The 23471-nt window shown below is 65.8% G+C and carries 20 protein-coding genes; 11 read left to right on the forward strand and 9 right to left on the reverse strand.

Translation table 11 applies throughout. The features are described 5' to 3' along the window. Positions 1-74 precede the first annotated feature (74 nt). From WKW82_RS10580 to WKW82_RS10590, 3 genes are read right to left on the reverse strand one after another with little or no spacing between them, the layout of a single operon-like run. Positions 75-839, reverse strand: coding sequence for an ABC transporter ATP-binding protein (locus tag WKW82_RS10580; protein WP_340342244.1), 765 nt, complete (start codon positions 837-839; stop codon positions 75-77). Between the two features lie 6 nt (positions 840-845). Beyond that, entirely contained in the window at positions 846-1649 is an 804-nt protein-coding gene (locus tag WKW82_RS10585; protein ID WP_340342245.1) for an ABC transporter permease, read from the reverse strand. Next, positions 1646-3064, reverse strand: coding sequence for a mannose-1-phosphate guanylyltransferase/mannose-6-phosphate isomerase (locus WKW82_RS10590; protein WP_340342246.1), 1419 nt, complete (start codon positions 3062-3064; stop codon positions 1646-1648). Before WKW82_RS10590 ends, WKW82_RS10585 begins: the two co-directional genes overlap by 4 nt. 187 nt (positions 3065-3251) lie before the next feature. Between WKW82_RS10590 and WKW82_RS10595 the strand changes: the two genes are divergently transcribed. From WKW82_RS10595 to WKW82_RS10605, 3 genes are all read left to right on the forward strand, one after another. Further along, entirely contained in the window at positions 3252-5264 is a 2013-nt protein-coding gene (locus WKW82_RS10595) for an acyltransferase family protein (RefSeq protein WP_340342247.1), read from the forward strand. Positions 5265-5277: 13 nt separating this feature from the next. Next, positions 5278-7149: a glycosyltransferase family 2 protein gene (locus WKW82_RS10600; RefSeq protein WP_422823456.1), complete on the forward strand. Its 1872-nt coding sequence runs from the start codon at positions 5278-5280 to the stop codon at positions 7147-7149. 61 nt (positions 7150-7210) lie between these two features. After that, positions 7211-8194: a glycosyltransferase family 2 protein gene (locus tag WKW82_RS10605; protein WP_340342249.1), complete on the forward strand. Its 984-nt coding sequence runs from the start codon at positions 7211-7213 to the stop codon at positions 8192-8194. Between the two features lie 89 nt (positions 8195-8283). Here WKW82_RS10605 and WKW82_RS10610 read toward each other — a convergent pair whose 3' ends face one another. After that, entirely contained in the window at positions 8284-9036 is a 753-nt protein-coding gene (locus WKW82_RS10610; RefSeq protein WP_340342250.1) for a glycosyltransferase, read from the reverse strand. A gap of 43 nt (positions 9037-9079) precedes the next feature. Here WKW82_RS10610 and WKW82_RS10615 point away from each other — a divergent pair, with 43 nt between their 5' ends. The 5 genes from WKW82_RS10615 to WKW82_RS10635 all read left to right on the forward strand — a co-directional run bounded on the left by WKW82_RS10615 (position 9080) and on the right by WKW82_RS10635 (position 14931). Then, on the forward strand, positions 9080-10174 hold the full coding sequence (locus WKW82_RS10615; RefSeq protein ID WP_340342251.1) for an MraY family glycosyltransferase: 1095 nt from the start codon (positions 9080-9082) through the stop codon (positions 10172-10174). 230 nt (positions 10175-10404) lie between these two features. Further along, positions 10405-11298, forward strand: coding sequence for an acetylglutamate kinase (argB, locus tag WKW82_RS10620; RefSeq protein ID WP_340342252.1), 894 nt, complete (start codon positions 10405-10407; stop codon positions 11296-11298). 175 nt (positions 11299-11473) lie between these two features. Then, positions 11474-12118: a nucleoid occlusion factor SlmA gene (gene slmA / locus WKW82_RS10625; RefSeq protein WP_340342253.1), complete on the forward strand. Its 645-nt coding sequence runs from the start codon at positions 11474-11476 to the stop codon at positions 12116-12118. A gap of 238 nt (positions 12119-12356) precedes the next feature. After that, positions 12357-13418 (forward strand): bifunctional nicotinamide-nucleotide adenylyltransferase/Nudix hydroxylase, encoded by a 1062-nt coding sequence (locus WKW82_RS10630; RefSeq protein ID WP_340342254.1) that lies wholly within the window; start codon positions 12357-12359, stop codon positions 13416-13418. 64 nt (positions 13419-13482) lie between these two features. Next, a complete protein-coding gene (locus WKW82_RS10635) occupies positions 13483-14931 on the forward strand; it encodes a nicotinate phosphoribosyltransferase (RefSeq protein WP_340342255.1) in 1449 nt (482 codons plus the stop codon). 138 nt (positions 14932-15069) lie between these two features. Here WKW82_RS10635 and WKW82_RS10640 read toward each other — a convergent pair whose 3' ends face one another. The 4 genes from WKW82_RS10640 to WKW82_RS10655 form a co-directional block, all read right to left on the reverse strand. Continuing rightward, positions 15070-16128 carry a malate/lactate/ureidoglycolate dehydrogenase gene (locus WKW82_RS10640; protein WP_340342256.1) on the reverse strand — a complete coding sequence of 353 codons (1059 nt, stop codon included), beginning with the start codon at positions 16126-16128 and terminating at the stop codon, positions 15070-15072. A gap of 6 nt (positions 16129-16134) precedes the next feature. Then, entirely contained in the window at positions 16135-17067 is a 933-nt protein-coding gene (locus WKW82_RS10645) for an SMP-30/gluconolactonase/LRE family protein (RefSeq protein WP_340342257.1), read from the reverse strand. Between the two features lie 64 nt (positions 17068-17131). Next, the gene (locus tag WKW82_RS10650; protein ID WP_340342258.1) at positions 17132-18658 is read right to left on the reverse strand and encodes a UxaA family hydrolase; all 1527 of its coding nucleotides are present in this window, start codon (positions 18656-18658) and stop codon (positions 17132-17134) included. Positions 18659-18755: 97 nt separating this feature from the next. After that, on the reverse strand, positions 18756-19463 hold the full coding sequence (locus WKW82_RS10655; RefSeq protein ID WP_340342259.1) for a FadR/GntR family transcriptional regulator: 708 nt from the start codon (positions 19461-19463) through the stop codon (positions 18756-18758). A gap of 179 nt (positions 19464-19642) precedes the next feature. On the opposite strand from WKW82_RS10655, the gene WKW82_RS10660 reads away from it, so the two are divergent. The 3 genes from WKW82_RS10660 to WKW82_RS10670 are packed head-to-tail and all read left to right on the forward strand — an operon-like array spanning position 19643 to position 22040. Beyond that, positions 19643-20377: an SDR family oxidoreductase gene (locus WKW82_RS10660; RefSeq protein WP_340342260.1), complete on the forward strand. Its 735-nt coding sequence runs from the start codon at positions 19643-19645 to the stop codon at positions 20375-20377. Then, positions 20374-21129: an SDR family NAD(P)-dependent oxidoreductase gene (locus WKW82_RS10665; protein ID WP_340342261.1), complete on the forward strand. Its 756-nt coding sequence runs from the start codon at positions 20374-20376 to the stop codon at positions 21127-21129. The genes WKW82_RS10660 and WKW82_RS10665 overlap by 4 nt, the downstream gene beginning before the upstream one ends. 59 nt (positions 21130-21188) lie before the next feature. After that, positions 21189-22040: a fumarylacetoacetate hydrolase family protein gene (locus WKW82_RS10670; protein WP_340342262.1), complete on the forward strand. Its 852-nt coding sequence runs from the start codon at positions 21189-21191 to the stop codon at positions 22038-22040. Positions 22041-22198: 158 nt separating this feature from the next. Here the strand turns inward: WKW82_RS10670 and WKW82_RS10675 are convergent, their stop codons facing one another. After that, complete coding sequence (locus tag WKW82_RS10675) at positions 22199-23470, reverse strand: D-amino acid dehydrogenase (protein ID WP_340342263.1); 1272 nt, start codon at positions 23468-23470, stop codon at positions 22199-22201. Position 23471: the final 1 nt, after the last annotated feature.

Consider the following 23471-nt stretch of genomic DNA (forward strand, 5'->3'; position numbering starts at 1 on the left):
CGCAGCGCCTGCTGTGCCCGCGAACCCGTTTCGCAGTGCGCGCCCCGGCTACTGCCGGCGGCACGCGTGAAAAATCAGGCTTCTGCGCGTGGTGCAGCGGCGGCTTGCGCCTTGGCAAAAGCCTCGACCTGGGCCTCGGTCGGCTCGACCATGCGCCCATGCTCCAGGTAGACCACCCGGTTGCATTCCTTCGCGATCAAGTCGAGTGAATGCGAGGCCAGCACCAGGATGCCCGACTTCGCCACGACGTTCTTCATGCGCGTCTCCGCCTTCTCGGTGAACTCTGCATCGCCGACCGACAGCCATTCGTCCATGAGGAGGATGTCTGCCTCGATGCTGGTCGAGATCGAGAACGCCAGGCGCATCAGCATGCCGGTGGAATAGGTGCGTACCGGCATGTTGACGTAGTCGCCGAGCCCGCTGAATTCGCAGATGCCGGGGGTGAGTTCGTCGACCTGCCGCTTGCTCATGCCCATGACCAGGCCGCGCAGCATGATGTTCTCCACGCCCGTCGCGTCGACCTCGATGCCCAGCGCCGGATCGATCAGGCTGGCGACGGTGCCGGTCCGGGAAAACTCTCCCGACGAAGGCTCGTAGACGCCCGCCAGGGTGCGCAACAGCGTCGACTTGCCGGCACCGTTGTGGCCGATCAGCCCGAGGCGATCACCGCTCCTCAATTCGAGGTTGATGTTGCCGAGCGCCTGGACGACACGGATGCCCGTATCCTGGCCGAAGCGGCCACCCGTGACGGAGGACGCCAGGGTCTTCTTCAGCGATGCGGACCCCGCGCCATAGATCGGAAAGTTGACCGAGGCGTCTCTGAGTGAAATGGAGGCCATGGTTCCTTACAGCCAGTAGACCACGCGACGGCGGTATTTCGAGAAAAGCAGGCTGCACGCGATCAGGCTCGCGACCGTCCAGCCGAGGATGCCCCACCAGCTGTGCGCGTCAGCCACGTTGCCCATCAACGGTGCGCGCAGGAGGTCCAGCATTTGCGCGAACGGGTTATAGAGCACGTACCTGGCGCGTCCTGGCAGGCTTTCCGGCAACCAGAACACGGGGGTCAGGAACATCAGCATCTGCATGATGCTGGTCATGATCTGCGTGACGTCGCGAAAGCGGGTGCAGACGAGCCCCAACGCCAGTCCCAGTGCATGCGCATTGATCAGCAGGATCAGGAATGCGGGGATGAACAGCAGTGACGACCACGACAGCGAGATGCCGGCCCAGAGCGCGACCGGCAGGTAGAGCACGATCTGGTGCCCGAACACGATCATGTTGCGCGCCATGCCGCGCCAGACGAAAAGACTGATCGGGAAGTAGCCCTGCTTGAGGTAGTTGGACGAGCCTATGAAGGTATTGCAGGCATCCGTCACCATGCTGGAGAAGAAGCTCCAGAAGATGATCCCCAGCGCCAGGTGGGGAAAGAATTTGCTCAGCTCGGAGCCGAACAGCGAGCTGTACAGCGGCCCCATGCCACCGATCATCGCGCCCATGCTCAGCGTCAGCCACAGGGGCCCGAGCATGGAGCGGCGGTAGCGCAGCACGATGTCGAACCATGCGAGCGTCCACCAGATGTCGGTGCGGCGCGTGCCCTCCCACCAGTCCGCCCACGCGCTGCGATGCAAATTCGAATGTGCCTGACTCATACCCGTCCGTAAGTGTCGGCAAGTCGGACGATGTCGTCCTCGCCGAGATAGCTCCCGCATTGAACTTCGACGAGGACCAGTTCGTCGTCGCCTACGTTGGTGAGGCGATGTGTTTCACCGAGGGGGATGTAGCGATATTCCCCCGGCATGGTCTTGTGTTCGACGTCGCCGACCTGGACGATGGCCGTTCCCTTGACCACGACCCAATGCTCGGCGCGCTGGTGATGATATTGCAGGGAGAGCGACGCGCCGGGACGCACGGTGATCCGTTTCACCTTGTAGCCGTCTTCTTCCTTGAGCGAGGCATAGGTTCCCCACGGGCGGTGTACCACCGCGGGCAACTGCACGGTCTCATGGCGGCGCGCCTTGAGCGCGTCGACCACGTTCTTCACCTGCTGCGCGCTGTTCTTGTGCGCGACCAGCAGCGCGTCGGGCGTGTCCACGATCACGAGGTCCGACACGCCGACGGTGGCAACCACCTTGGGGCCGTGGCTTTGGACCTGCACATGGGTGCCCGTGGTCTCGATGGCGACGACATCGGCCGGCATGGTGTTGCCGCTCGCATCGGGCGTCAGCGCCTTGGCCACCGAGGGCCAGGAGCCCACATCGCTCCAGCCGAACTTGGCTGGCACGACGTGGACGTTGTCCGCGCGTTCCATCACCGCGTAGTCGATGCTGATGTCGGGTTGCAGGCCGAAGGTATGCATGTCGAACTGCATCGTGTCTTCGCTGGTGCTGGCGGATGACAGCGCGTTGCGCGCGGCGACGAGCACTTCCGGGGCATGTCGCTCGAAGGCGGCGATGATCGCGTCCGCCGTGAAGCAGAACATGCCGCTGTTCCAGTAGTAGCGGCCCGTGGCGAGGTACTCCTGCGCCGTCTCGAGGTCGGGCTTCTCGACGAAGCGCTTGACCGGCTGGCTCTGGCGCGACACGTTCTCGACTTCCACATAGCCGAAGCCGGTGTCAGGGCTGGTCGGGCTGATGCCGAAGAGCACCAGGTTGCCGGCCTCCGCCAGGCGGAAGGCCTGGCTTGCGCTGGCGACGAACGCCTCGACATCGGGCACCAGGTGGTCGGCTGACAGCACCAGCATCACGGTATCGCCGCCGAACTGCGCCGTGCACTGAAGTGCCGCCAGCGCAATGGCCGGCGCGGTGTTGCGGCCCTTGGGCTCCAGCAGCAGGGTGGTCTCCGGCGGGTCGGACATCTGCCGCAGCACGTCCCGGGTGAGGAACAGATGGTCCTTGTTGGTGACGACCATCAGCTTGCCGGTGCCGCACGCCTGGCCGCGCTCGATGGCTTGCTGCAGGAGCGTCGCACCCCCTAGTTTCATGAACGGCTTCGGATAAGCCTGACGAGAAAGTGGCCAGAGTCTTGAGCCCGCGCCCCCCGAGAGCACCACTGAAAGCAAACGCATCGTTGTCCTTAGGATTTCACAGTTAACAATTTTACCGTCCCCCCCTTTTTCGGGGTCCGGCACTTGAGACCCCCAATTTGACCTGCGTTTCGGTACCCTCGCGGCTTGGGCAGTGCGAAGATAATCACGATCCTGCTCCGCAACACTGCGGCGCCGACCGGGCCAATCCCTTCCGACCCGTCCCAGCATGCCGCCACACCAAGCAGCGCCCCACCTTCTTCATCCGAAATACCGCCCCGACATCGACGGCCTGCGGGCGGTTGCCGTGGTCTCCGTCCTCGGGTTTCATGCGTTTCCGAGCATGGTGCGCGGCGGGTTCATCGGGGTGGACATCTTCTTCGTGATTTCGGGATTCCTGATCTCCACGATCATCTTTGGCAGCCTGGGCGGCGCGGGCTTCAGCTATCGCGAGTTCTACGAGCGCCGCATCCGCCGCATCTTCCCGGCGCTGTTGCCAGTGATGGCGACGACGTTCGCGTTCGGCTGGTACGTGCTGCTGTCCGACGAGTTCCAGCAGCTCGGCAAGCACCTCGTGGCGAGTGCCGGCTTCGTCTCCAACCTGGTGCTGTGGGATGAGTCGGGCTACTTCGACACGGCGGCCGAGGCCAAGCCCTTGCTCCACCTGTGGTCCCTGGCGGTGGAGGAGCAGTTCTACATTTTCTGGCCGGTGCTGCTCGGTCTGGTCTGGCGCTGGAAGGGGCCGCGCGGGCTGGTGTTCTGGATGAGCGTGGCCGCGGGGCTGTCCTTCGTGCTGAACGTGGCGGGGGTGCACAAGTACGCGGATGCGACTTTCTACTCGCCGCTGTCGCGCATCTGGGAACTGGCCGCCGGCGCACTGCTCGCGCATGCCGGCCTGCGCCGGCTGCCGGGCACGCGCGTGCGGGGCGCGGGGCTGCGCAGCCTGGCGGGGCTGGTGCTGATCGGGCTGGGCCTGGCCATGATCCAGAAGGGCAAGGCTTTCCCTGGCTGGTGGGCGCTGTTGCCGATCCTGGGGGCCTGCCTCTGCATCTCGGCGGGCATGGGCGCGTGGCTCAACCGCATGCTGCTCGGCTCACGGCCCCTTGTCTGGATCGGACTCATCAGCTATCCGTTGTACCTGTGGCACTGGCCCTTGCTGGCCTTCGCGCGGGTGGTGGAGGGCGACACGCCGATGCGCAGCGTGCGCGTCGCGGCCGTGGCGGCGTCGGTGGCGCTGGCCTGGCTGACCTATCGCTTCATCGAACAACCCATACGCAAGAGCCAGGGCACGGCGGCCGTGCGTTGGCTGGGGGTTGGCATGCTGGTGCTGGCCGCGGTGGGTGCGACCGCCTACGCGCGCCTGCTGCCGCCGCGCAACAGCAATGCTGCCTTGCAGGCCATCGCGTCGGTGGGCAGCGACTGGGGCTATCCGGGTGACATGAAGCTGGTCGAGATCGAGGGGCAGAAGGTGTACCGTGTGGGCGAAGGCAAGCCCCGGGTGCTGTTGCTGGGCGACAGTCACGTCGAGCAATATGGGCCCCGCGCGATCGAGTTGGCGCGGGCCGAGCCCGAGCGCGTCGGCAGCCTGTACTTCGCCACGCGCGGTTCCTGCCCGCCCATCCCGGAACTGATCAAGGACAGTGACCCCGCATGCCCAGCCCTCAGGCAAAGCCTCCTGCCGTTCGCCATGGGCCCGCAGATTGACACGGTCGTGCTCGGCGGATGTTGGGCCTGCTATTTCGACGTGGGTCCGCAGCCGACGTCAGCGGGCGCGACGCCCGGCCCCGACGCCTACTACCTGCGCCAGGGAAACGTACGTCACCTGCTGCGCGGCGGTGACGGCGTGGAGCATTCGTATGAGGCATTGGCGGCGCTGATCCGGAGGCTCAAGGCCGCCGGCAAGAATGTGGTGCTGGTGCTCAATATTCCCGTGGGGGGCGAATTCGAGCCCAAGAACCTGATCACGGGCAGTCGGCTGGGAACCATGACGGCAAGGCCAAGCACTCCCACTGCCGCAGTGACCGCATCGCAGCAGGCCATTCATGATCGCCTCCTGGGCATTGCGCAGCAGACGGGCGCCACCATCGTCGACCCCATGGCCGCGCTGTGCACACCGCAAGGCCAGTGCCTGCGCAGCGACGCGCAGGGCGTGCCGATCTACAAGGACATATCGCACCTGCGGGCGACTTACGTGAAGCAGTTTGCGACCTTCCTCGACCCAGCGATCACGCAACCGAAATAAGACCGGGAGAACCATGGCGATGAAACGTCTACCCCAACTGTTCCGCATCGCCGGCAAGGCCGTGCAGCATGGGCCGCGCCTGATGGGCCGCCTGCCGCAGGCCTGGCGGGTCTATCGCAAGGCGGGCCGCCAGGGCGTGATGTGGGAGTTGCGCCGGCGCACGCGACCGGGCAACAACTACGCGGCCTGGGTGGAGGCGCACGACGTGCTGGGTGTCGAGCAGCGGGCCGCCATCGTCGCGCGTGTGGCGGCATTGACGGAGACGCCGCTGATCTCGGTGTTGATGCCGACCTACAACCCCGATCCGGTGTGGCTGCGCGCGGCCATCGAGTCGGTGCGCTCGCAGCTCTATCCGCATTGGGAACTGTGCATCGCCGACGATGCCTCGCCCTCGGAAGCGGTGCGCGACGTGCTGCGCCAGTATGCAGAGAAGGATGCGCGCATCAAGGTCGTGTTTCGTCCGAAGAACGGGCACATCTCGGCCGCGTCCAACAGCGCGCTGGAGGCGGTCAGCGGGCCCTGGATCGCGCTCATGGACCATGACGACCTGCTGGCCGAACACGCGCTGTTCTGGGTGGCCGACTGCATCGCCAGGCATCCTGATGCGCGGCTGATCTATTCCGACGAGGACAAGATCGACGAGAAGGACCAGCGCTCCGACCCCTACTTCAAGCCCGACTGGAATCCCGACCTGTTCCGCTCGCAGAACGTGTTCAGCCACCTCGGCGTGCTGTCCACCGAACTCGTGCGCGAGGTGGGTGGGTTCCGCCAAGGCATGGAAGGCTCGCAGGACTGGGATCTGGTGTTGCGCTGCATGGAGCGCATCGGGCCCGAGCAGGTGCGGCATGTTCCTCGCGTGCTGTACCACTGGCGCATCCATTCCGAGAGCACGGCCCGCTCGATGAATGCCAAGCCCTATGCGGCAGTCGCCGGCGAGCGCGCGCTGAACGAGCACTTCGAACGCACTGGCGTGCGGGCCACGGCCGAATACGTGGGCTTCGGCTACCGCGCGCATTACGCCTTGCCCGAGGTTCCGCCGCTGGTGTCGCTCGTCATTCCCACGCGCAACGGACTGGCGCTGACGCGGCAGTGCATCGATTCGATCGTGCGCAAGACCTCGTACAAGAACTACGAGATCCTCATCGTCGACAACGGCTCCGACGATCCCGCGGTGCTGTCGTACTTCAAGGAACTGGCGACGCAGCCGAACACCCGCGTGTTGCGAGACGACAGCCCCTTCAACTATTCGGCGCTGAACAACATGGCCGTGGCGCAGGCGCGCGGCGAGGTGCTGGCGCTGGTCAACAACGACATCGAGGTGCTCTCGCCCGACTGGCTCTCCGAGATGGTGAGCCTGGCCCTGCAGCCCGGCGTCGGCGCGGTCGGGGCGCGGCTCTGGTATCCGGACATGACGCTGCAGCATGGCGGCGTGGTGCTGGGTCTTGGCGGCGGCGTGGCGGGCCATGCGAACAAGGGGCTGCCCAAGGGCTTGAACGGCTACGCCGGACGCGCCGCGCTGATCCAGTCGTTCTCTGCGGTGACGGCGGCTTGCCTGGTGGTGCGCAAGTCGGTCTACGAGGAGGTCGGCGGGCTCGACGAGGAGCGGCTGAAGGTGGCCTTCAACGACATCGACTTCTGCCTGCGACTGCGCGAGGCGGGCTATCGCAACGTGTGGACACCGTATGCCGACCTGCTGCACCACGAGTCCGCCACGCGAGGAGAAGACATTGCGCCCGAGAAGCGCGAGCGCTTCCTGCGTGAAGAAAGCTACATGAAGTCGCGCTGGGCCGAGCTGCTCCGGCACGACCCAGCCTACAACCCGAACCTCACCGCCGACAGTGAGGATTTCAGTTACGCGTGGCCGCCGCGCGTGGAGGCGCCATGAACGCGGCGCCGGGCCGGCCCAAGCCCGCTCGCACCGCAGCGCGCAGCGCCGGGGTGAGGCAATGAGCGTCCCCACGGTATCCGTGGCCCTTTGCACCCGCAACGGCGCGCGCTACCTCGCCGCGCAGGTCGAGAGCGTCTGCGCGCAGGTGCCTCCGCCGGATGAGATCGTGGTGTCCGATGACGAATCGCGCGACGACAGCATTGCCATCGTGCGCGCCGCGCTCGCGCGCCATGGCGCAGCGGCGCCCACGTTGACCGTGCTGGAGAACCGTCCCGCCCTCGGCGTGACGCGAAACTTCGAGCAGGCCGTGCGCGCCTGCCGCTCGGAGCTGGTCGCCCTGTGCGACCAGGACGATGTCTGGCATGCCGGCCGCCTCGCGCGCATGGTGGACGCATTTCGCGCGCGCCCGGAACTGCTGCTGCTGCATTCCGATGCCCGGCTGGTCGACGGCGACCTCGCGCCGATGGGCTCGACCCTGTTCGAGGCGCTGGAGGTCAAGCCCTCTGAACTCGCCGGCATCGCCGCGGGGCAGGCCTTCTCGATCCTGCAGCGGCGCAATCTCGTCACTGGTGCGACGACAGTGTTTCGTCGCGACCTGCTTGCCGCGGCGCTGCCCTTTCCGTCGGAATGGGTGCACGACGAATGGCTGGCCGCCATCGCCGCCGCGACGGGGCGCATGGACGTGCTGCCCGAGCCGCTGATCGACTACCGTCAGCACGCCAGCAACCAGATCGGCGCGCGCCGCCCGACCCTGGGTGAGAAGCTGGCCAAGGCGATCGCGCCGCGCGGCACCAAGCATGGCGAGCGCCTGCGCCGTGCAGAGGTCCTGCTCGATCGCCTCGCGTCCCTGGGCCCGCAGGTACCCCCTGCCTGCCTGCAGGCGCAACGCGACAAGGTGGCGCACCAGCGCTTCAGGACGGAGTTGCCAAGCTCGCGCTTGATTCGTTGGGTGCCTGTGTTGCTGGCCGCCGCGCGCGGACGCTACGAGCGCTTCGACCGCGGCTGGCAATCGGTGGCGCAAGACCTGCTGGAGTCGGGCTGACGCTGCGGCCCTGAACTGGCTCGGATCAAGTCGCCGCGAGGGAACGCGCCAACAATGCGCCATCCGCAGGGTATTCGATCAGCGTCTCCCTATGCCGGCGGCAACGCGCGGTAGCGCCAGAACGCCGAAGACATCCAGACCCTCAGCAAGCTGCTGACGTGCCAGGTCAGATGCCGGCGGCTGGCATGGCTGGCCCGCTGGGCTTCATGGCGCGCCAGCAGGTTCTCCCCGACCTGCAGCTTCCAGCCCGCGAGCCGCACGCGCGCGCAGATGTCGAAGTCCTCGCCATACATGAAGAAGCGTTCGTCGAAGCCCTTGACCTGCGCGTAGGCCTGGCTGCGCAACAGCATGAAGAGGCCCGGGACCCAGGCCGGGACGGTAGGAATCGCATAACCCGCGCGCTTGCGCGTGAGGATCTCGAGCGGCGTGATGATGGCCCGATGCTGTTCGGGCGTGGTCTTGCCGGGCTCGAGGATGCGTGGCGTCAGCAGGCCGGCGTCGGGTGCGGCTTGCGCAATGAGCGGCGCCAGCACGTCGTTGTCGAAGCGCATGTCGGGATTCAGCACCAGGAACCAGTCGCTGCGGCAATGCGTGAACGCCTGGTTGTGGTTGGCGCCAAAGCCCATGGGCGTGGCGTTGGCGATGCGCTCGATCGGAAAGCGCCATTGCATGCCCGCGCCCAGGTCGGGCTCGGGAATGTTGATCGTGAGCACGACCTTCTCGACCACGGCCGCGCAATGCCGGTCCAGTTGCTCGAGCAGCGGCAGGATCAATGCCAGTTGCCCATGGCTCACGATCGACACCGTGATGGGCTTTGCGGGGCTGGAAGACGGCGTGGGCATGGTCTAATTTCGGTTGGGAATTCTAGGTTCCCAAACCACCCCAATGATTGCCCTGATCGTCATCAGTTTCCTCGTCGCGGCGATTGCCGTGCTGGCCTTCATGCGCCGCGGGCGTCGCCATGCGCGGCGCTATGGACACGACATGCCGCAACGCTTTCACAAGGGCCATGTGCCGCGTCTCGGCGGGGCCGGGATCTTCATCGGCACCGGCTTTGCATGGCTCGCCGCCGGATGGCCGGGCGATCCGTTCAATGTGTACTGGCCGGTGGCGGGCTCCGGCATTGTCTTGCTGTGCATTGCACCGGCGGTGCTGGGGGGCATCGCGGAGGACGTGACGCAGAAGGTGCCGGTCCGCGTCCGGCTCGCGCTCACGATGGGGTCGGCGCTGCTGCTGTGCTGGATGCTGGACCTGGGTGTCTCCCGCACCGGATTCTCCACGCTCGACGGCTGGATGCGGGCCGTGCCCTATGCGGGCATGCTGCTGGCCGCCCTGGCCATCGGCGGCTTGCCGCATGCGTTCAACATCATCGACGGCTACAACGGCCTGGCCGGCACGGTGGCGGTGCTGGTGTGCCTGGCCATCTCGCACGTGGCGCTGCAGGTCGGCGACCGCCAACTGGCCGCCATGGTGATCTGCATGGTCGGCGCCACGGTGGGCTTCCTGATGTGGAACTACCCGCGCGGCAAGATCTTCGCGGGCGATGGCGGCGCCTACGTCTGGGGCATCGTGATCGCGGTGGCTTGCGTCACGCTGGTCAAGCGACATCCCACCGTCTCGCCCTGGTTCCCGATGCTGCTGCTCATCTACCCGGTGTGGGAGACGATGTTCTCGATCTACCGCAAGCTGGCGCGCGGCCAGTCGCCCGGCACGGCGGACGCGCTGCATTTCCACCAGCTGATCTTCCGCCGCATCGTGCGCGTGGCCTTTGCCGACGACGAGGCCCGCCAGCTGCTGGCCCGCAACAACCGCACCTCGCCCTACCTGTGGATGTTTGCCGCGCTGTCGGTGGTGCCCGCGGTCCTGTTCCGGACCAACACGCTTGCGTTGATGCTGTTCTGCCTGCTGTTCGTCGCGACCTATGTGGCGGCCTACCTGATGATCGTGCGCTTCAAGGTGCCACGCTGGCTGCGACCCTAGCATTGGCGCTCCCGCAAGTCGTATTGATTCGTGAACCGCCTTCCCCTCGCCGGGGTACGCCAGCGATTCGGCAAGGCCGGTTGCGCAAGGATGTTGCTCCCCCCAGGTTGGCCTCACTGTGTGTAGGCCGCCCCCACCGGGGGCAACACCCTCGCCATACAAGCCAGTTCCGCGGCGTTTCACGAAATGGCTGCAAAATCCGCGCACTCCGTTTTCCTGAGCGAATCTCCATGACTGATCACGTCCAGAACATCCCCCCGCGCGACAAGGCCGAGATCCTGGCCCAGGCGCTGCCCTACATCCGCAAGTTCCACGGCAAGACCATCGTCATCAAGTACGGCGGCAATGCCATGACCGACCCGGAATTGCAGGCTGACTTCGCCGAGGACGTGGTGCTTCTCAAGCTGGTCGGCATGAACCCGGTGGTGGTGCATGGCGGCGGCCCGCAGATCGAGGCGGCGCTCAACAAGCTGGGCAAGAAGGGCCACTTCATCCAGGGCATGCGCGTCACCGACTCGGAAACCATGGAGGTGGTCGAATGGGTGCTGGCCGGCGAGGTGCAGCAGGACATCGTGGGTCTCATCAACCAGGCCGGCGGCAAGGCGGTCGGCCTGACCGGGCGCGACGGTGGACTGATCCGGGCGCAGAAACTCAAGATGCCCGACCGCAACGACCCCGACCTGCACCATGACGTGGGCCAGGTCGGCGAGATCGTCGCCATCGACCCGAGCGTGGTGAAGGCGCTGCAGGACGACGCCTTCATCCCGGTGGTCAGCCCGCTCGGTTTCGGCGCGGACAACGAGAGCTACAACATCAACGCCGACGTGGTCGCCGGCAAGCTGGCCACCGTGCTCAAGGCCGAGAAGCTGATGATGCTGACCAACACGCCCGGCGTGCTGGACAAGGCCGGCAACCTGCTGACCAATCTGAGCGCCCGCGAGATCGACGAGTTGTTTGCCGACGGCACGATCTCCGGCGGGATGCTGCCCAAGATCGAGGGCGCACTCGATGCGGCCAAGAGCGGCGTGAACGCGGTCCACATCATCGACGGCCGGGTGCCGCACGCGATGCTGCTGGAAATCCTCACGGACCAGGCCTACGGCACAATGATCCGGGCTCGCTGAGGCCTGCATCCGGCCCGTCGGGTGGGCCGCTGTCGCAACGGTCTTGGATAATACCGGGATCCGTTCTTGGTTGTGTGCAAATGTTGCAGATTACGCACGTAGCGGTACGTTTCCGGAAGGCGCGTGCTAACCACCGTGTGCGAGAATCATTTCATTACATATTTGTACGGCACACATGCAGCACGAAGAGTCAGACGATCCCGGCAGCGCAGTTCCGGCTGAAGTCAATTCGGCCGGCCCGCGCAAGCGTCCCAAGCCGGGCGAACGTCGCGTGCAGATCCTGCAGGCGCTCGCCACCATGCTGGAACAGCCCGGCGCGGAGCGGGTCACGACCGCGTCGTTGGCCGCCAAGCTCGAAGTGAGCGAGGCCGCACTGTATCGGCACTTTGCCAGCAAGGCACAGATGTTCGAAGGGCTCATCGAGTTCATCGAGCAAAGCGTGTTCACGCTGGTCAACCAGGTCACCGAGCGCGACGGGACGGGGCAAGAGCAGGCGGCTCGTATCGTTTCCCTGCTGGTCCAGTTCGCTGAAAAGAATCCCGGCATGACGCGCGTCATGGTCGGCGATGCGCTGGTCTACGAGAACGAGCGCCTGCAAAGCCGGATGAACCAGTTCTTCGACAAGATCGAATCCACCTTGCGCCAAGCATTGCGCGGCGCAGCGGCGGCCGAAGGGTCCGCCACGCCCACCGTCGATGCGCAGGTGCGCGCGGCGGCGCTGACGGCCTTTGTGGTCGGGCGGCTGCAGCGCTTCACGCGTTCGGGCTTCCGGCGCATGCCTTCGGAACATCTGGAAGCCAGCGTCGGCCTCATGCTTTGACGATTTCGCAGTCCAACGCATCACTGCGTTGGACCGCCTTGTCGTGCTACAGCACTGTCTGCGGCGCTCCGGCTTGTTCTGCGCTTGATTGCAAAGTCTTGTGCCTGCGGGCGCTTGGCGCTGGTGCATTTTTCACACGCGTCGCATGAAATTCGTGGCCGTGGGTTGAACGAACCAAAGGCCGGTGCTATCGTGGCTGCAAGCGCGAGTTGATCGCGCCCTTTTTGGGGGATTCCCATTGAGCACACGCAAGTACCCGTACGCGGTCGTCATCGGCCGTTTCCAGCCCGTCCATTTCGGTCACCAACGCCTCATCGAGGAAGCCGCTCGCGCGGCTGATCGCGTCATCGTGGTGGTCGGTTCCGACCGCACGCCGCGCAGTGCGAAAAATCCATTCACCTTCGATGAGCGCGAGCGCATGGTGCGCGCCTGCCTGCGCAGCACCGACCAGATGCGCGTGAGCGTCGTCGGCGTGGGCGATTCGCCCTACAACGACCAGCTCTGGATCGCATCGATCCAGTCCGCGGTCGACAAGCTCATCGTGCAGGACGGCCACAAGCCCAAGGTGGCACTGGTCGGCCACCTCAAGGATGCGTCGAGCTACTACCTCAAGCTGTTCCCGTCGTGGGAGTTCGTTGGCCTGCATGCGGTGGAGAGCATTCATGCGACCGACGTGCGCAATCTCTACTTCGACCCGGAGATGCGCGGGCAACTCTCCCCGTCCGACCTGCCGGATGGCACGGCCGCCTTCCTGGAGCGCTTCACGCAAACGGGGGACTACGCGGCGCTGTGCGAGGAGCGCGCCTTCCTCCTCGACTACCGAGACAAGTACCGCTATGCCGGCAGCGAGTTTCCGCCGATCTTCACGACGGTCGATGCGGTGGTGGTGGAGGCGGGGCACATCCTGCTGGTGCAGCGCAAGTTCCATCCCGGCAAGGGAACGTGGGCCTTGCCCGGCGGTTTCGTCGGCCAGCACGAGCGGCTGCAGGATGCGGCGGTCCGTGAACTAAGGGAAGAGACGCGCTTGAAGGTGCCGGTGCCCGTGCTCAACGGCAGCATGAAGGCGAGCCACGTGTTCGACGCGCCGGAGCGCTCGCAGCGTGGACGCACCATCACGCACGGCTTCTTCTTCGAGTTGGCGCACAACCAGTGGACGGGGCTGTCGGATGTGCGCGCGGACGACGATGCGGCCGCCGTGCGCTGGGTGCCGATCGCGGAGTTCCTCGATATGCAGGAATGCATGTACGAAGACCACTTCTTCATCGCGAACCATTTTCTGGGCGGCCTGGGCAAGAACTGAAGCCCCGGCTTTTTTTGTGGAAACGGTGCCCGGTTGACGGGCGCCAAGTGAAAGGAGCTTTCACATGTCTCGCAGCAACTTCTCCCCTTCATCGCTCGGCAGCAATCTGCTGCTGCGCACCGACTCCTACAAGGCGTCGCACTGGATGCAGTACCCGCCTGGTACACAGACGGTGTTCAGCTACATCGAGTCGCGCGGGGGTGCCTTCAGTCATTCGCTGTTTTTCGGCCTGCAAGCCTACCTGCGCGAATATCTGTCGACGCCGGTGACGGTGGACGATGTTGACGAAGCCACGGCGATGATGGCCGTGCATGGAGAACCGTTCAATCGCGAAGGATGGTTGGGCCTCATCGAGACGCATGGCGGGCGCATGCCGGTACGCATCCGCGCCGTGCCCGAGGGCAGCGTGGTGCCGGTGCACAACGTGCTCGCGACCATCGAGAACACGGACCCGAAGTTCTTCTGGCTCACGAGTTATCTCGAAACCGAACTGCTGCGCGCCATCTGGTACCCGACCACCGTGGCCACGCTGTCGGCCGCGGCCAAGGCGACATTGCTGCGGTATCTCGAAGCGACCTGCGACGACGCGCAGGGGCAGATTCCGTTCAAGCTGCATGACTTCGGGGCGCGTGGCGTGTCGAGCCTGGAGTCGGCGGCGCTCGGCGGTCTGGCCCACCTGGTCAACTTCATGGGCACCGACACGCTCATTGCACTGGTCGCGGGGCGTCGCTACTACGACTGCGACATGGCCGGCTTCTCGATTCCGGCGGCGGAGCACAGCACCATTACGGGCTGGGGGCGCGATCGGGAGTCGGACGCTTACCGCAACATGGTCACGCAGTTCGGCAAGCCGGGTGCGCTGTTCGCCGTGGTGAGCGACAGCTACGACATCTTCAATGCCTGCGACCGCATCTGGGGGACCGAGTTGAAGGACCTGGTGGTGCAGTCCGGTGCGACGCTGGTCGTGCGGCCGGACAGCGGTGACCCGGCCGAGACGGTGCTCCGGGTGGCCAACATCCTGGCCGCGCGCTTCGGAACCACGACCAACAGCAAAGGGTTCCGCGTGCTGAACAACGTGCGCATCATCCAGGGGGATGGGGTGAACCTCGACTCGCTGCGGCTTTGCTTGTCGAACCTGTACCACAACGGGCTATCGGCGGAGAACATCGCCTTTGGGATGGGCGGCGGGTTGCTGCAGCAGGTCAATCGGGACACGATGCAGTGGGCGATGAAGTGTTCGGCGATGCAGGTGGACGGGGTGTGGCGGGATGTATGGAAGTCGCCTGTCGGGGATATGGGAAAGGCGTCGAAGAAGGGGCGGATCACGCTGACGCGCGGTGTTGATGGGGGCGTGGAGACTTGCCGTGTCGATGATCTGCGCGATGGTCGGGAAGATCTGCTGGAGACCATGTTCGACGATGGCGAGATCGTGCGGCAGACCACCTTCGATGAGGTGCGTGCGCGTGCGGCGGCGGGTGTCGGGCAGGTGATCACGTCGCGCGCACCGTTGTGATTCTGTCTTTCCCCTCTCCCTCTGGTAGAGGGCAGGGTGAGGGGACTGGGCCTTTGATTCGGCGCGAGCCTTTGCAACCGCCGTGTGCCCTCACCACAGCGCTCTCCCAGAGGGAGAGGGGGCAAGTCGGGGAGGGAGTCAGGCGACCGTGACGCCGACTTTCGCACCTGACGCGACGATCTCGCCCCAGGTCGCGTCATCCAGCCAGATGCCTTCGACCTCGCGCGCCACGCGGGCCGCACGTTCCGGCTCGCCGGCGATCTGCACATGGTCGTAGCCCCCGCCGGGCGGGCTTTGGCGCAGCCAATCGACGAAGGCCGTGGCCTCCTGCTCGAAGGTCGCTTGCGTGCCCAGTTTCGAAGGATCGATCAGCACCGTCAGCATGCCGTTCAGCACGGTGCGTGCGGTGTCGGCCGGGCGGTGCCAGGTGCCGCCGCCGGTGAGCGCGCCGCCGAGCAGCTCGCAGGCCATCGCCATGCCGTAGCCCTTGTGCTCGCCGAAGGTCATCAGCGCGCCGAACAGCCCATTGCTTTGCGGCACGACCACCACGCCGGGGTCGTTGGTCGGCTCGCCCTTTTCGTCGATGAGGTAGCCATCTGGCACGCGCACGCCCTTGTTGTGGGCGACGCGCATCTTGCCCTGCGCGACGCGGCTGGTCGCGAAGTCGAGCAGGAAGGGCTCCGCGCCCGCGAGCGGAATGCCGATGCAGCACGGGTTGGTCCCGAAGCGCCCATCGCCGCCGCCCCAGGGCGCCACGACCGGCCGCGACAGCACGTTGACGAAGTGCATCGACACCAGTCCCTGCGCCGTCGCCATCTCCGCGAAGTGCCCGATGCGCCCGAGGTGGTGCGCGCTGGCCAGCGTGAAGATGCAACTGCCGTGCTGCTTCGCTCGCGCGATGCCCAGTTCCATCGCCTGCACGCCGACGATCTGGCCGAAGCCATGCTGGCCGTCGAGCGACATCATGGTGCCGATATCGATGTTGACCTTGACCGACGCATTCGGCGTGAGGCCGCCTTCGGCGATGGCGTCGGTGTAGCGCGGCAGCATGCCGACGCCGTGCGAGTCATGGCCGCTGAGGTTGGCCAGCACCAGGTTGTCCGCGACCTGTTGCGCTTCGGCGGGCGAGCTGCCGGCCGCTTTCAGGATGTTGGCGCAATGGGTGCGCAGGACGGCGGCTGCAAGGGTTTGGGGCATGGGGATTCAGAGTCCTCTGGCGTTCAGGTAGATGGAATACAGCGAGGTGGTCGCGGTGATGAAAAGACGGTTGCGGCTGACGCCGCCGAAGCAGACGTTCGACACGACCTCGGGCACGAGGATCTTGCCGATCAGCGTGCCATCCGGGTCGTAGGCATGCACGCCATCGGCCGCGCTGGTCCAGAGGCGGCCCTTGGTGTCGATGCGGAAGCCGTCGAACAGGCCGTTGGTGCAGTCGGCGAACAGCGTGCTGGCGCCGAGGCTCTTGCCGTCGGCATTCACCTTGAAGCGGCGGATGTGTTTGGGCGCGGCATCGTCGTGGCTGGCGCCGGTGTCGGCGATGTAGAGCTCCGATTCGTCGGGGGAGAAGGCGAGGCCGTTGGGCTTGACGAAGTCGTCGGCCACCTTCTCGACCGCACCTGTCGACGGATCGATGCGGTAGACGTAGCAGCCGGCCACCTCCTGCTCAGCTGCGAGGCCCTCGTAGTCCGACAGGATGCCGTAGCTCGGGTCGGTGAACCAGATGCCGCCGTCGGAATGCACGACCACGTCGTTCGGTGAGTTGAGCCGCTTGCCCTGGTAGTGCGAGGCCACGACGGTCTGCGTGCCGTCGGGCTCGTTGCGCACCACGCGCCGGCCCAGGTGCTCGCAGCTGATGAGGCGGCCCTGCTTGTCGACCGTGTTGCCGTTGGTGTTGTTCGAAGGCTGGCGCCACAGGCCGACGGTGTTGTTGAGTTCGTCGTACCGCATCATGCGGTTGTTCGGAATGTCCGACCACACCAGCGTGCGATGCGCCGCGAACCAGGCCGGGCCCTCGCACCAGCGCCCGCCGGTCCACAGCCGCACGAGGCGTTCGGGGCCGGGGATGCAGGTGTTGAAGCGCGGGTCCAGGCGCTCGAAGCCCGTTCCGTCGAGGATGCCGAAAGCTGTGGTGGCCATTCAATGTCTCCTTCTTCGTGTGAGGTTGAGTTGAAAGATCGGGGGCGACCATGGCCCCCGCGCGCTACATCACGGCGCCGACTTGCCAGGGCACGAACTCGTTCTGCCCGTAGCCGTGCTTCTCGCTCTTGCTGTGCTCGCCCGATGCGGTTGCAAGCACCAACCGGAAGATGCGCTCGCCCATCTCCTGGATCGATGCGGTGCCGTCGACGATCTCGCCGCAGTTGATGTCCATGTCTTCCTCCTGCCGCTTCCACAGCGTGGAGTTGGTCGCGAGCTTGAGCGAAGGCGAGGGCGCGCAGCCATACGCCGAGCCGCGGCCGGTGGTGAAGCAGATCATGTTGGCGCCGCCGGCCACCTGGCCCGTGGCGCTGACCGGGTCGTAGCCGGGCGTGTCCATGTAGACGAAACCGTGCGCCGTGACGGGTTCGGCGTATTCGTAGACCGCCTCGAGGTTGCTGGTGCCACCTTTGGCGACCGCGCCGAGCGACTTTTCCAGGATGGTGGTGAGCCCGCCCGCCTTGTTGCCGGGCGAGGGGTTGTTGTTCATCTCGCCGTCGTTGATGGCCGTGTAGTGCTCCCACCAGGCGATGCGGTCGACCAGCTTCTGGCCGACCTCGCGCTTGACGGCGCGACGCGTGAGCAAATGCTCGGCGCCGTAGACCTCGGGCGTTTCGCTGAGGATGGCGGTGCCGCCATGCGCGACCAGCAAGTCCACCGCATGGCCCAGCGCCGGGTTCGCGCTGATGCCCGAGTAGCCATCCGACCCGCCGCATTGCAGCCCGATCGTGATGTGCGCTGCGCTGCACGGCTCGCGCTTGACCGCATTGGCGCGCGGCAGCATCTCGTTGATGAGCGCGATGCCTTTCTCGACCGTCTTGCGCGTGCCGCCCGTGTCCTGGATGTTGAAGGTGCGGAAGTTCTCGCCTTCCGACAGCGACCCCGTCGCCAGCCAGGCATTGATCTGGTTCGCCTCGCAGCCCAGGCCCACCACCAGCACGGCGGCGAAGTTGGGATGCGTCGCATAGCCCGTGAGCGTGCGTTCCAGGATCTGCATGCCGAAGCCTTCCGTGTCCATGCCGCAGCCCGTGCCGTGCGTGAGCGCGACGATGCCATCGACGTTGGGATACGCCGCCAGCGCGGAAGGGTTGGTCTTGCGCGAGAAGTGGTCGGAGATCGCGCGCGCCGCGGTGGCCGAGCAGTTCACGCTGGTCAGCACGCCGATGTAGTTGCGAGTGGCGACGCGGCCATCGGCGCGCTTGATGCCGAGGAAGGTCGCTTCGCGCAGCGGCTGCACGGGCTTCACGTCGGCACCGAACGCGTAGTCACGCTCGAAGTGGCCCTTGTCGGGTCCCATGTTCAGGTTCTGCGTGTGCACATGCTCTCCGGCCGCGATCGGCTTGCTCGCAAAGCCGATGATCTGGTTGTAGCGGCGCACCGGTTCGCCCGTGGCGATGTCGCGCATCGCGACCTTGTGGCCGGCGGGGATCAGGCCGCGCACCGCAACGCCTTCGACGGTGGTGCCGCCCACGAGCTGCGCGCGGGCGATGACGACATCGTCGGCGGGATGGAGTCGGATAAAGGGGTTCATCGTGTTTTCTTCTGTGAGGGCAGGGCGTGATGTCGCGGGGTCAGGAAAGCATTCTTCGGCAAGCGCATTACCAATGAGGGCGCACTGGTAATGAGGGTCAGGCCGCCTTGGCCTTGCGCCAGCTTGCGCTGTAACGTTGATGGGATTTGTCCATGTGCGCATGCATCGCGGCACGCGCGGCATCGGGGTCGCGCGCGACGATCGCGTCCACGATGGCATCGTGCTCCGTGATCGCATGGCGCCATGACACGGCGTTCTCGAAGTAGCCGCCGAGCCGCGTGAACAACGGGCCGTAGCGCGAGTCCCAGAAGCTCTGCACCGTCTCGACCAGTACCGCGTTGCCGCTGGCCTCGACGATGGCGACGTGGAAGGCGCGGTCGCCTTCCAGCGGCATCTCGCTCTGGTCGGCCTGCGCGCGCATGTTGTCGACGGCGCGCCGCATGGCCTCGAAGTCGCGCTTCTTGCCGTGCATCGCTGCCAGTGCAGCCGTTTCGCCCTCGACCACGCGCCGCGCGCGGATGAGTTCGAGCGGGCCCCACTCGGTGACTTCCACGGCAGGGCTGGAGCGCTTCGAACGATCGAGCACATAGACGCCCGAGCCGGTACGCACCTCGACCCAGCCCTCCACCTCCAGTGCGATCAGCGCCTCGCGCACGGAGGGCCGGCTCACGCCCAACTCGCGCGCCAGGTCGCGCTCCGCCGGCAGCCGCGCGCCGGGCGCGAACTCACCCTTGGCAATGAGTGCGCGCAGCTGGTCGGCGATCTGCCGGTACAGGCGCTTGGGTTCGATGGATTGCAGAGGCACGGGGATGCGCGTAAGGTCGCGGGGCGTTTCAGCCGCGATGTTAAGGGTTGTCCTGAATTGGACAAGTGGTAAGGCCAATTCAGAATACGATTCCCGCCGCGCCGCGGCCATCGGGCGAAACCCTCGGCGGCCGCACTCCCCTCGGCATATCGCCATCTCATTCCAATCCAGGAGACAGCATGCGACTCAAAGGCAAGACGGCCCTCATCACAGCGGCCGGGCAGGGCATCGGCCGTGCCACCGCGTTGGCCATGGCCGCCGAAGGCGCGCAGGTGTGGGCGACCGACGTCAACCCGAAGTTGCTGGAGGCCTATGCCGGCACGGCCAACGTGCAGACCGCCGTGCTCGACGTGCTCGACAAGGGCTCGATCCAGGCGCTGGTCGCGCGCATGCCTGCCGTGGACGTGCTGTTCAATTGCGCGGGCGTGGTGCACAACGGCCCGATCCTCGAGGCCACCGACGCCGACCTGGAGTTCGCCTTCAACCTCAATGTGCGCGCGCAGTTCTGGACGATCCAGGCCGTGCTGCCGCGCATGCTCGCAGCGGGTGCGGGCAGCATCATCAACATGGCCAGCGTCTGCTCCAGCATCAAGGGGCTGCCGAACCGCAACGTCTATGGGACAACCAAGGCCGCGGTGCTGGGGCTGACCAAGAGCGTCGCCGCGGACTACGTGGCGCAGGGCATCCGTTGCAACGCGGTGTGCCCGGGCACCGTCGATACGCCTTCGCTCGGCGAGCGCATCAATGCCAACGAAGACCCGGTGGCCGCACGCAAGGCCTTCATTGCGCGGCAGCCGATGGGCCGCCTGGCGCAGGCCGAGGAGATCGCGCCGGTGGTGGTGTTCCTCGCGAGCGACGAGGCCGTGTTTGCGACCGGCCAAGCCTTCTCGGTCGACGGCGGCATCACGATATGAACCGCCTCGATTTCGAGGGCCGCCACGCGGTCATCACGGGCGGTGCGACAGGCCTCGGCTTTGCCATCGCGCAGCGGCTGCTCGATTCGGGCGGCAGCGTCACGCTGTGGGACCGCGACCTGGCTGCAGCGGAAGCGGCGGCGCAGCGGCTCGGCGCGAATGCCAAGGCCATCGCGGTCGACGTGTCCGACGCAGCCGGCGTGGCCAAGGCCGTGCAAGCCACGCTCGCGTTGCGCGATGCGGGCGGCGTGGTCGATGCGCTCGTCAACTCGGCAGGCATCACCGGGCCCAACACCAGTGTCGACAACTACCCCGTCGATGCCTGGCGCCAGGTCATCAACGTCAACCTCACCGGCACCTTCCTTTGCTGCCGCGAGTGGGTGCCGCATCTGCGCGAACGTCCCTGGGCGCGCATCGTGAACATCGCATCGGTGGCCGGCAAGGAGGGCAATCCGAATGCCAGCGCCTACAGCGCCAGCAAGGCCGGTGTGATCGCGCTGACCAAGTCGCTCGGCAAGGAACTCTCCGGCACCGGCGTGCGCGTGAACAGCGTAACGCCGGCGGCCGTGAAGACGGCCATCTTCGACCAGATGTCGAAGGAGCACATCGCCTTCATGCTGTCGAAGATTCCGATGGGCCGCTTCGGCACGCCCGAGGAAATCGCGTCGATGGTGGCCTGGCTCTGCACCGAGGACTGCGCGTTCTCGACGGGCGCGACCTTCGACCTGTCGGGCGGTCGCGCTACCTACTGAATCGCGGCGCACGCGCGCGCTGACTACACTTCCCATCCCTCTCTGAAAGGACTTTCGACATGAAACTCGTGCGCTACGGCAAACCCGGCAAGGAAAAGCCCGGCCTGATCGACGACAACGGCCAGTTGCGTGACCTCAGCGCCGTGGTCCCGGACCTGGGCGGCGCCCAGCTCGACGACAAGGTGCTCGCCAAGATCCGCAAGATCAAGACCGACAAGTTGCCGCTGGTCCGTGGCAAGCCGCGCCTGGGTTGCCCGGTGGCGAACACCAGCAAGTTCATCGCCATCGGCCTGAACTACGCCGACCACGCGGCCGAGTCCGGCATGCCGATTCCAGGGGAGCCGGTGGTGTTCACCAAGGCCGTGAGCTGCATCCAGGGTCCGAACGATCCGGTGATGCTGCCCAAGGGGTCGGTCAAGAGCGACTGGGAAGTCGAACTGGGCGTGGTCATCGGCAAGCGCGCACGCTGGGTGTCGCAGAAGGAAGCGCTCGATTTCGTCGCGGGCTATGTGCTGATCAACGACGTGAGCGAGCGCGAATGGCAGCTTGAGCACGGCCTGACCTGGGACAAGGGCAAGGGCTTCGATACCTTCGGCCCGATCGGCCCGTGGCTGGTCACGCGCGATGAAGTGCCGAACCCGCAAAAGCTCGGCATGTGGCTCGACGTCAATGGCCAGCGCATGCAGACCGGCAACACGAAGACCATGATCTTCAACGTCGCCAAGCTGGTGAGCTATGTGAGCCAACTCAACACGTTGGAACCCGGCGACATCATCACCACCGGCACGCCGCCGGGCGTCGGCATGGGCATCAAGCCCGCGCCCGTGTTCCTGAAGAAGGGCGACGTGATGACGCTGGGCATCGATGGGCTGGGTGAGCAGCGCCAGGAAGTGGTGCCGTTCAAGCTTTGAACGAGTAGAAATCGGGAACCTGACGCAGAGGACGCGAAGGTTCCGCGAAGGACGCGAAAGGAATCCAGAAAACTTCTTCTGGGTTCTTTCGCGTCCTTTGCGTTTCTTCGCGACCGTCGCGTACGGTCAAGCCCGCATTCGCCTGCTTGCAAATGCGCTCAGTGCTGAAAGGCGAAATCAACCTCGGGCGCCAAGCCGCTCACGATGTGCGCGATCGACTTGCCGGAACCGCAGGCATGCGTCCAGCCCAACGTTCCATGCCCTGTGTTGAGGAAGAAGTTCGGCAGCTTGGTCTTGCCGATCATCGGCACGTTGCTCGGCGTGGCCGGGCGCAGGCCGGTCCAGAACTGGGCCTTGGTCGTGTCGCCCGCACCTGGAAACAGTTGCTCCACGCGTCGCACGATCGCCTCGCAACGGATGCGGTTCAGGTCGCGGTCGTAGCCGTTGAGTTCGGCGGTGCCGGCGATCCGCATGCGGTCGCCGCGGCCGTCCTCTGACGTGTAGCGCGAGAACACCAGTTTGAATTCGTCGTCCGTCAGCGAAACCTGGTAGGCCTTCGATGCGTCCTTCACAGGCAGCGTGACCGAGTAGCCCTTGGCCGGGTAGATCGGCAATTCAATGCCCAGCGGCTTGGCATAGATCGGGCTCAGCGAGCCCATCGCCATCACGTATGCATCGGCCTGCAGGCGCTGGAAGCGGCCTTCGATGTCGGTGGCCTCCACGTGCTCGACTCTGCCGCCGGCCTCGCGGATCGCGGTCACCGTGTGGCTCATCAGGAATTTCACGCCGGACGCTTCGCAGAGCTTGACCAGCTCACGCGCGAAGCGGTTCGCATCGCCTGATTCGTCTTCGGCGGTGTAGGTGGCGCCGGCCAGTTGCGGCCGGATGTGGGCCAGCGCCGGTTCGAGCTTCACCGCTTCGTCGGCAGAGATGACGAGGCGCTCGCAACCCAGCGCGCGCATCTGCTCGGCCGGCTTCAAGGCGCCGTCGAACTCCTTCTGCGTCGTGTAGAAGTGCAGGATGCCTTGGGTGCGCTGGTCGTAGCCAAGGCCGGTTTCGCTGCGCAGCGCCTGCAGCATGCTGCGGCTGTAGGTGCCCAGGCGCACGATCTGCTCGATGTTGTGCTTCGTCCGTGCCGGCGTGCATTCACGCAGGAACTGCAGGCCCCACATCCATTGGCGCATGTCGGCGCGGATGCGGAACAAGAGCGGTGCGTCTTCCTTGCCCAGCCATTGCAGCACCTTGATCGGTGCGCTCGGGTTGGCCCAGGGTTCGGCATGGCTGACGGAGATCTGGCCGCCGTTGGCAAAGCTGGTCTCTGCCGCCGGTGTGGCCTGGCGGTCGACCACGGTGACTTCATGGCCGAGTTTCTGGAGGTAATAGGCCGAGGTGACGCCGAGCAAGCCGGCGCCCAACACGATCACGCGCATG

The organism is Variovorax rhizosphaerae, from assembly GCF_037889975.1.
Classification (GTDB): domain Bacteria; phylum Pseudomonadota; class Gammaproteobacteria; order Burkholderiales; family Burkholderiaceae_C; genus Variovorax; species Variovorax rhizosphaerae.

Bases quoted from the DNA above. Each gene is read 5' to 3' on its own strand.
- WKW82_RS10580 (WP_340342244.1), bottom strand. From the start codon at position 839: ATGGCCTCCATTTCACTCAGAGACGCCTCGGTCAACTTTCCGATCTAT.
- WKW82_RS10585 (WP_340342245.1), bottom strand. From the start codon at position 1,649: ATGAGTCAGGCACATTCGAATTTGCATCGCAGCGCGTGGGCGGACTGG.
- WKW82_RS10590 (WP_340342246.1), bottom strand. From the start codon at position 3,064: ATGCGTTTGCTTTCAGTGGTGCTCTCGGGGGGCGCGGGCTCAAGACTC.
- WKW82_RS10595 (WP_340342247.1), top strand. From the start codon at position 3,252: ATGCCGCCACACCAAGCAGCGCCCCACCTTCTTCATCCGAAATACCGC.
- WKW82_RS10600 (WP_422823456.1), top strand. From the start codon at position 5,278: ATGGCGATGAAACGTCTACCCCAACTGTTCCGCATCGCCGGCAAGGCC.
- WKW82_RS10605 (WP_340342249.1), top strand. From the start codon at position 7,211: ATGAGCGTCCCCACGGTATCCGTGGCCCTTTGCACCCGCAACGGCGCG.
- WKW82_RS10610 (WP_340342250.1), bottom strand. From the start codon at position 9,036: ATGCCCACGCCGTCTTCCAGCCCCGCAAAGCCCATCACGGTGTCGATC.
- WKW82_RS10615 (WP_340342251.1), top strand. From the start codon at position 9,080: ATGATTGCCCTGATCGTCATCAGTTTCCTCGTCGCGGCGATTGCCGTG.
- argB (WP_340342252.1), top strand. From the start codon at position 10,405: ATGACTGATCACGTCCAGAACATCCCCCCGCGCGACAAGGCCGAGATC.
- slmA (WP_340342253.1), top strand. From the start codon at position 11,474: ATGCAGCACGAAGAGTCAGACGATCCCGGCAGCGCAGTTCCGGCTGAA.
- WKW82_RS10635 (WP_340342255.1), top strand. From the start codon at position 13,483: ATGTCTCGCAGCAACTTCTCCCCTTCATCGCTCGGCAGCAATCTGCTG.
- WKW82_RS10640 (WP_340342256.1), bottom strand. From the start codon at position 16,128: ATGCCCCAAACCCTTGCAGCCGCCGTCCTGCGCACCCATTGCGCCAAC.
- WKW82_RS10645 (WP_340342257.1), bottom strand. From the start codon at position 17,067: ATGGCCACCACAGCTTTCGGCATCCTCGACGGAACGGGCTTCGAGCGC.
- WKW82_RS10650 (WP_340342258.1), bottom strand. From the start codon at position 18,658: ATGAACCCCTTTATCCGACTCCATCCCGCCGACGATGTCGTCATCGCC.
- WKW82_RS10660 (WP_340342260.1), top strand. From the start codon at position 19,643: ATGCGACTCAAAGGCAAGACGGCCCTCATCACAGCGGCCGGGCAGGGC.
- WKW82_RS10665 (WP_340342261.1), top strand. From the start codon at position 20,374: ATGAACCGCCTCGATTTCGAGGGCCGCCACGCGGTCATCACGGGCGGT.
- WKW82_RS10670 (WP_340342262.1), top strand. From the start codon at position 21,189: ATGAAACTCGTGCGCTACGGCAAACCCGGCAAGGAAAAGCCCGGCCTG.
- WKW82_RS10675 (WP_340342263.1), bottom strand. From the start codon at position 23,470: ATGCGCGTGATCGTGTTGGGCGCCGGCTTGCTCGGCGTCACCTCGGCC.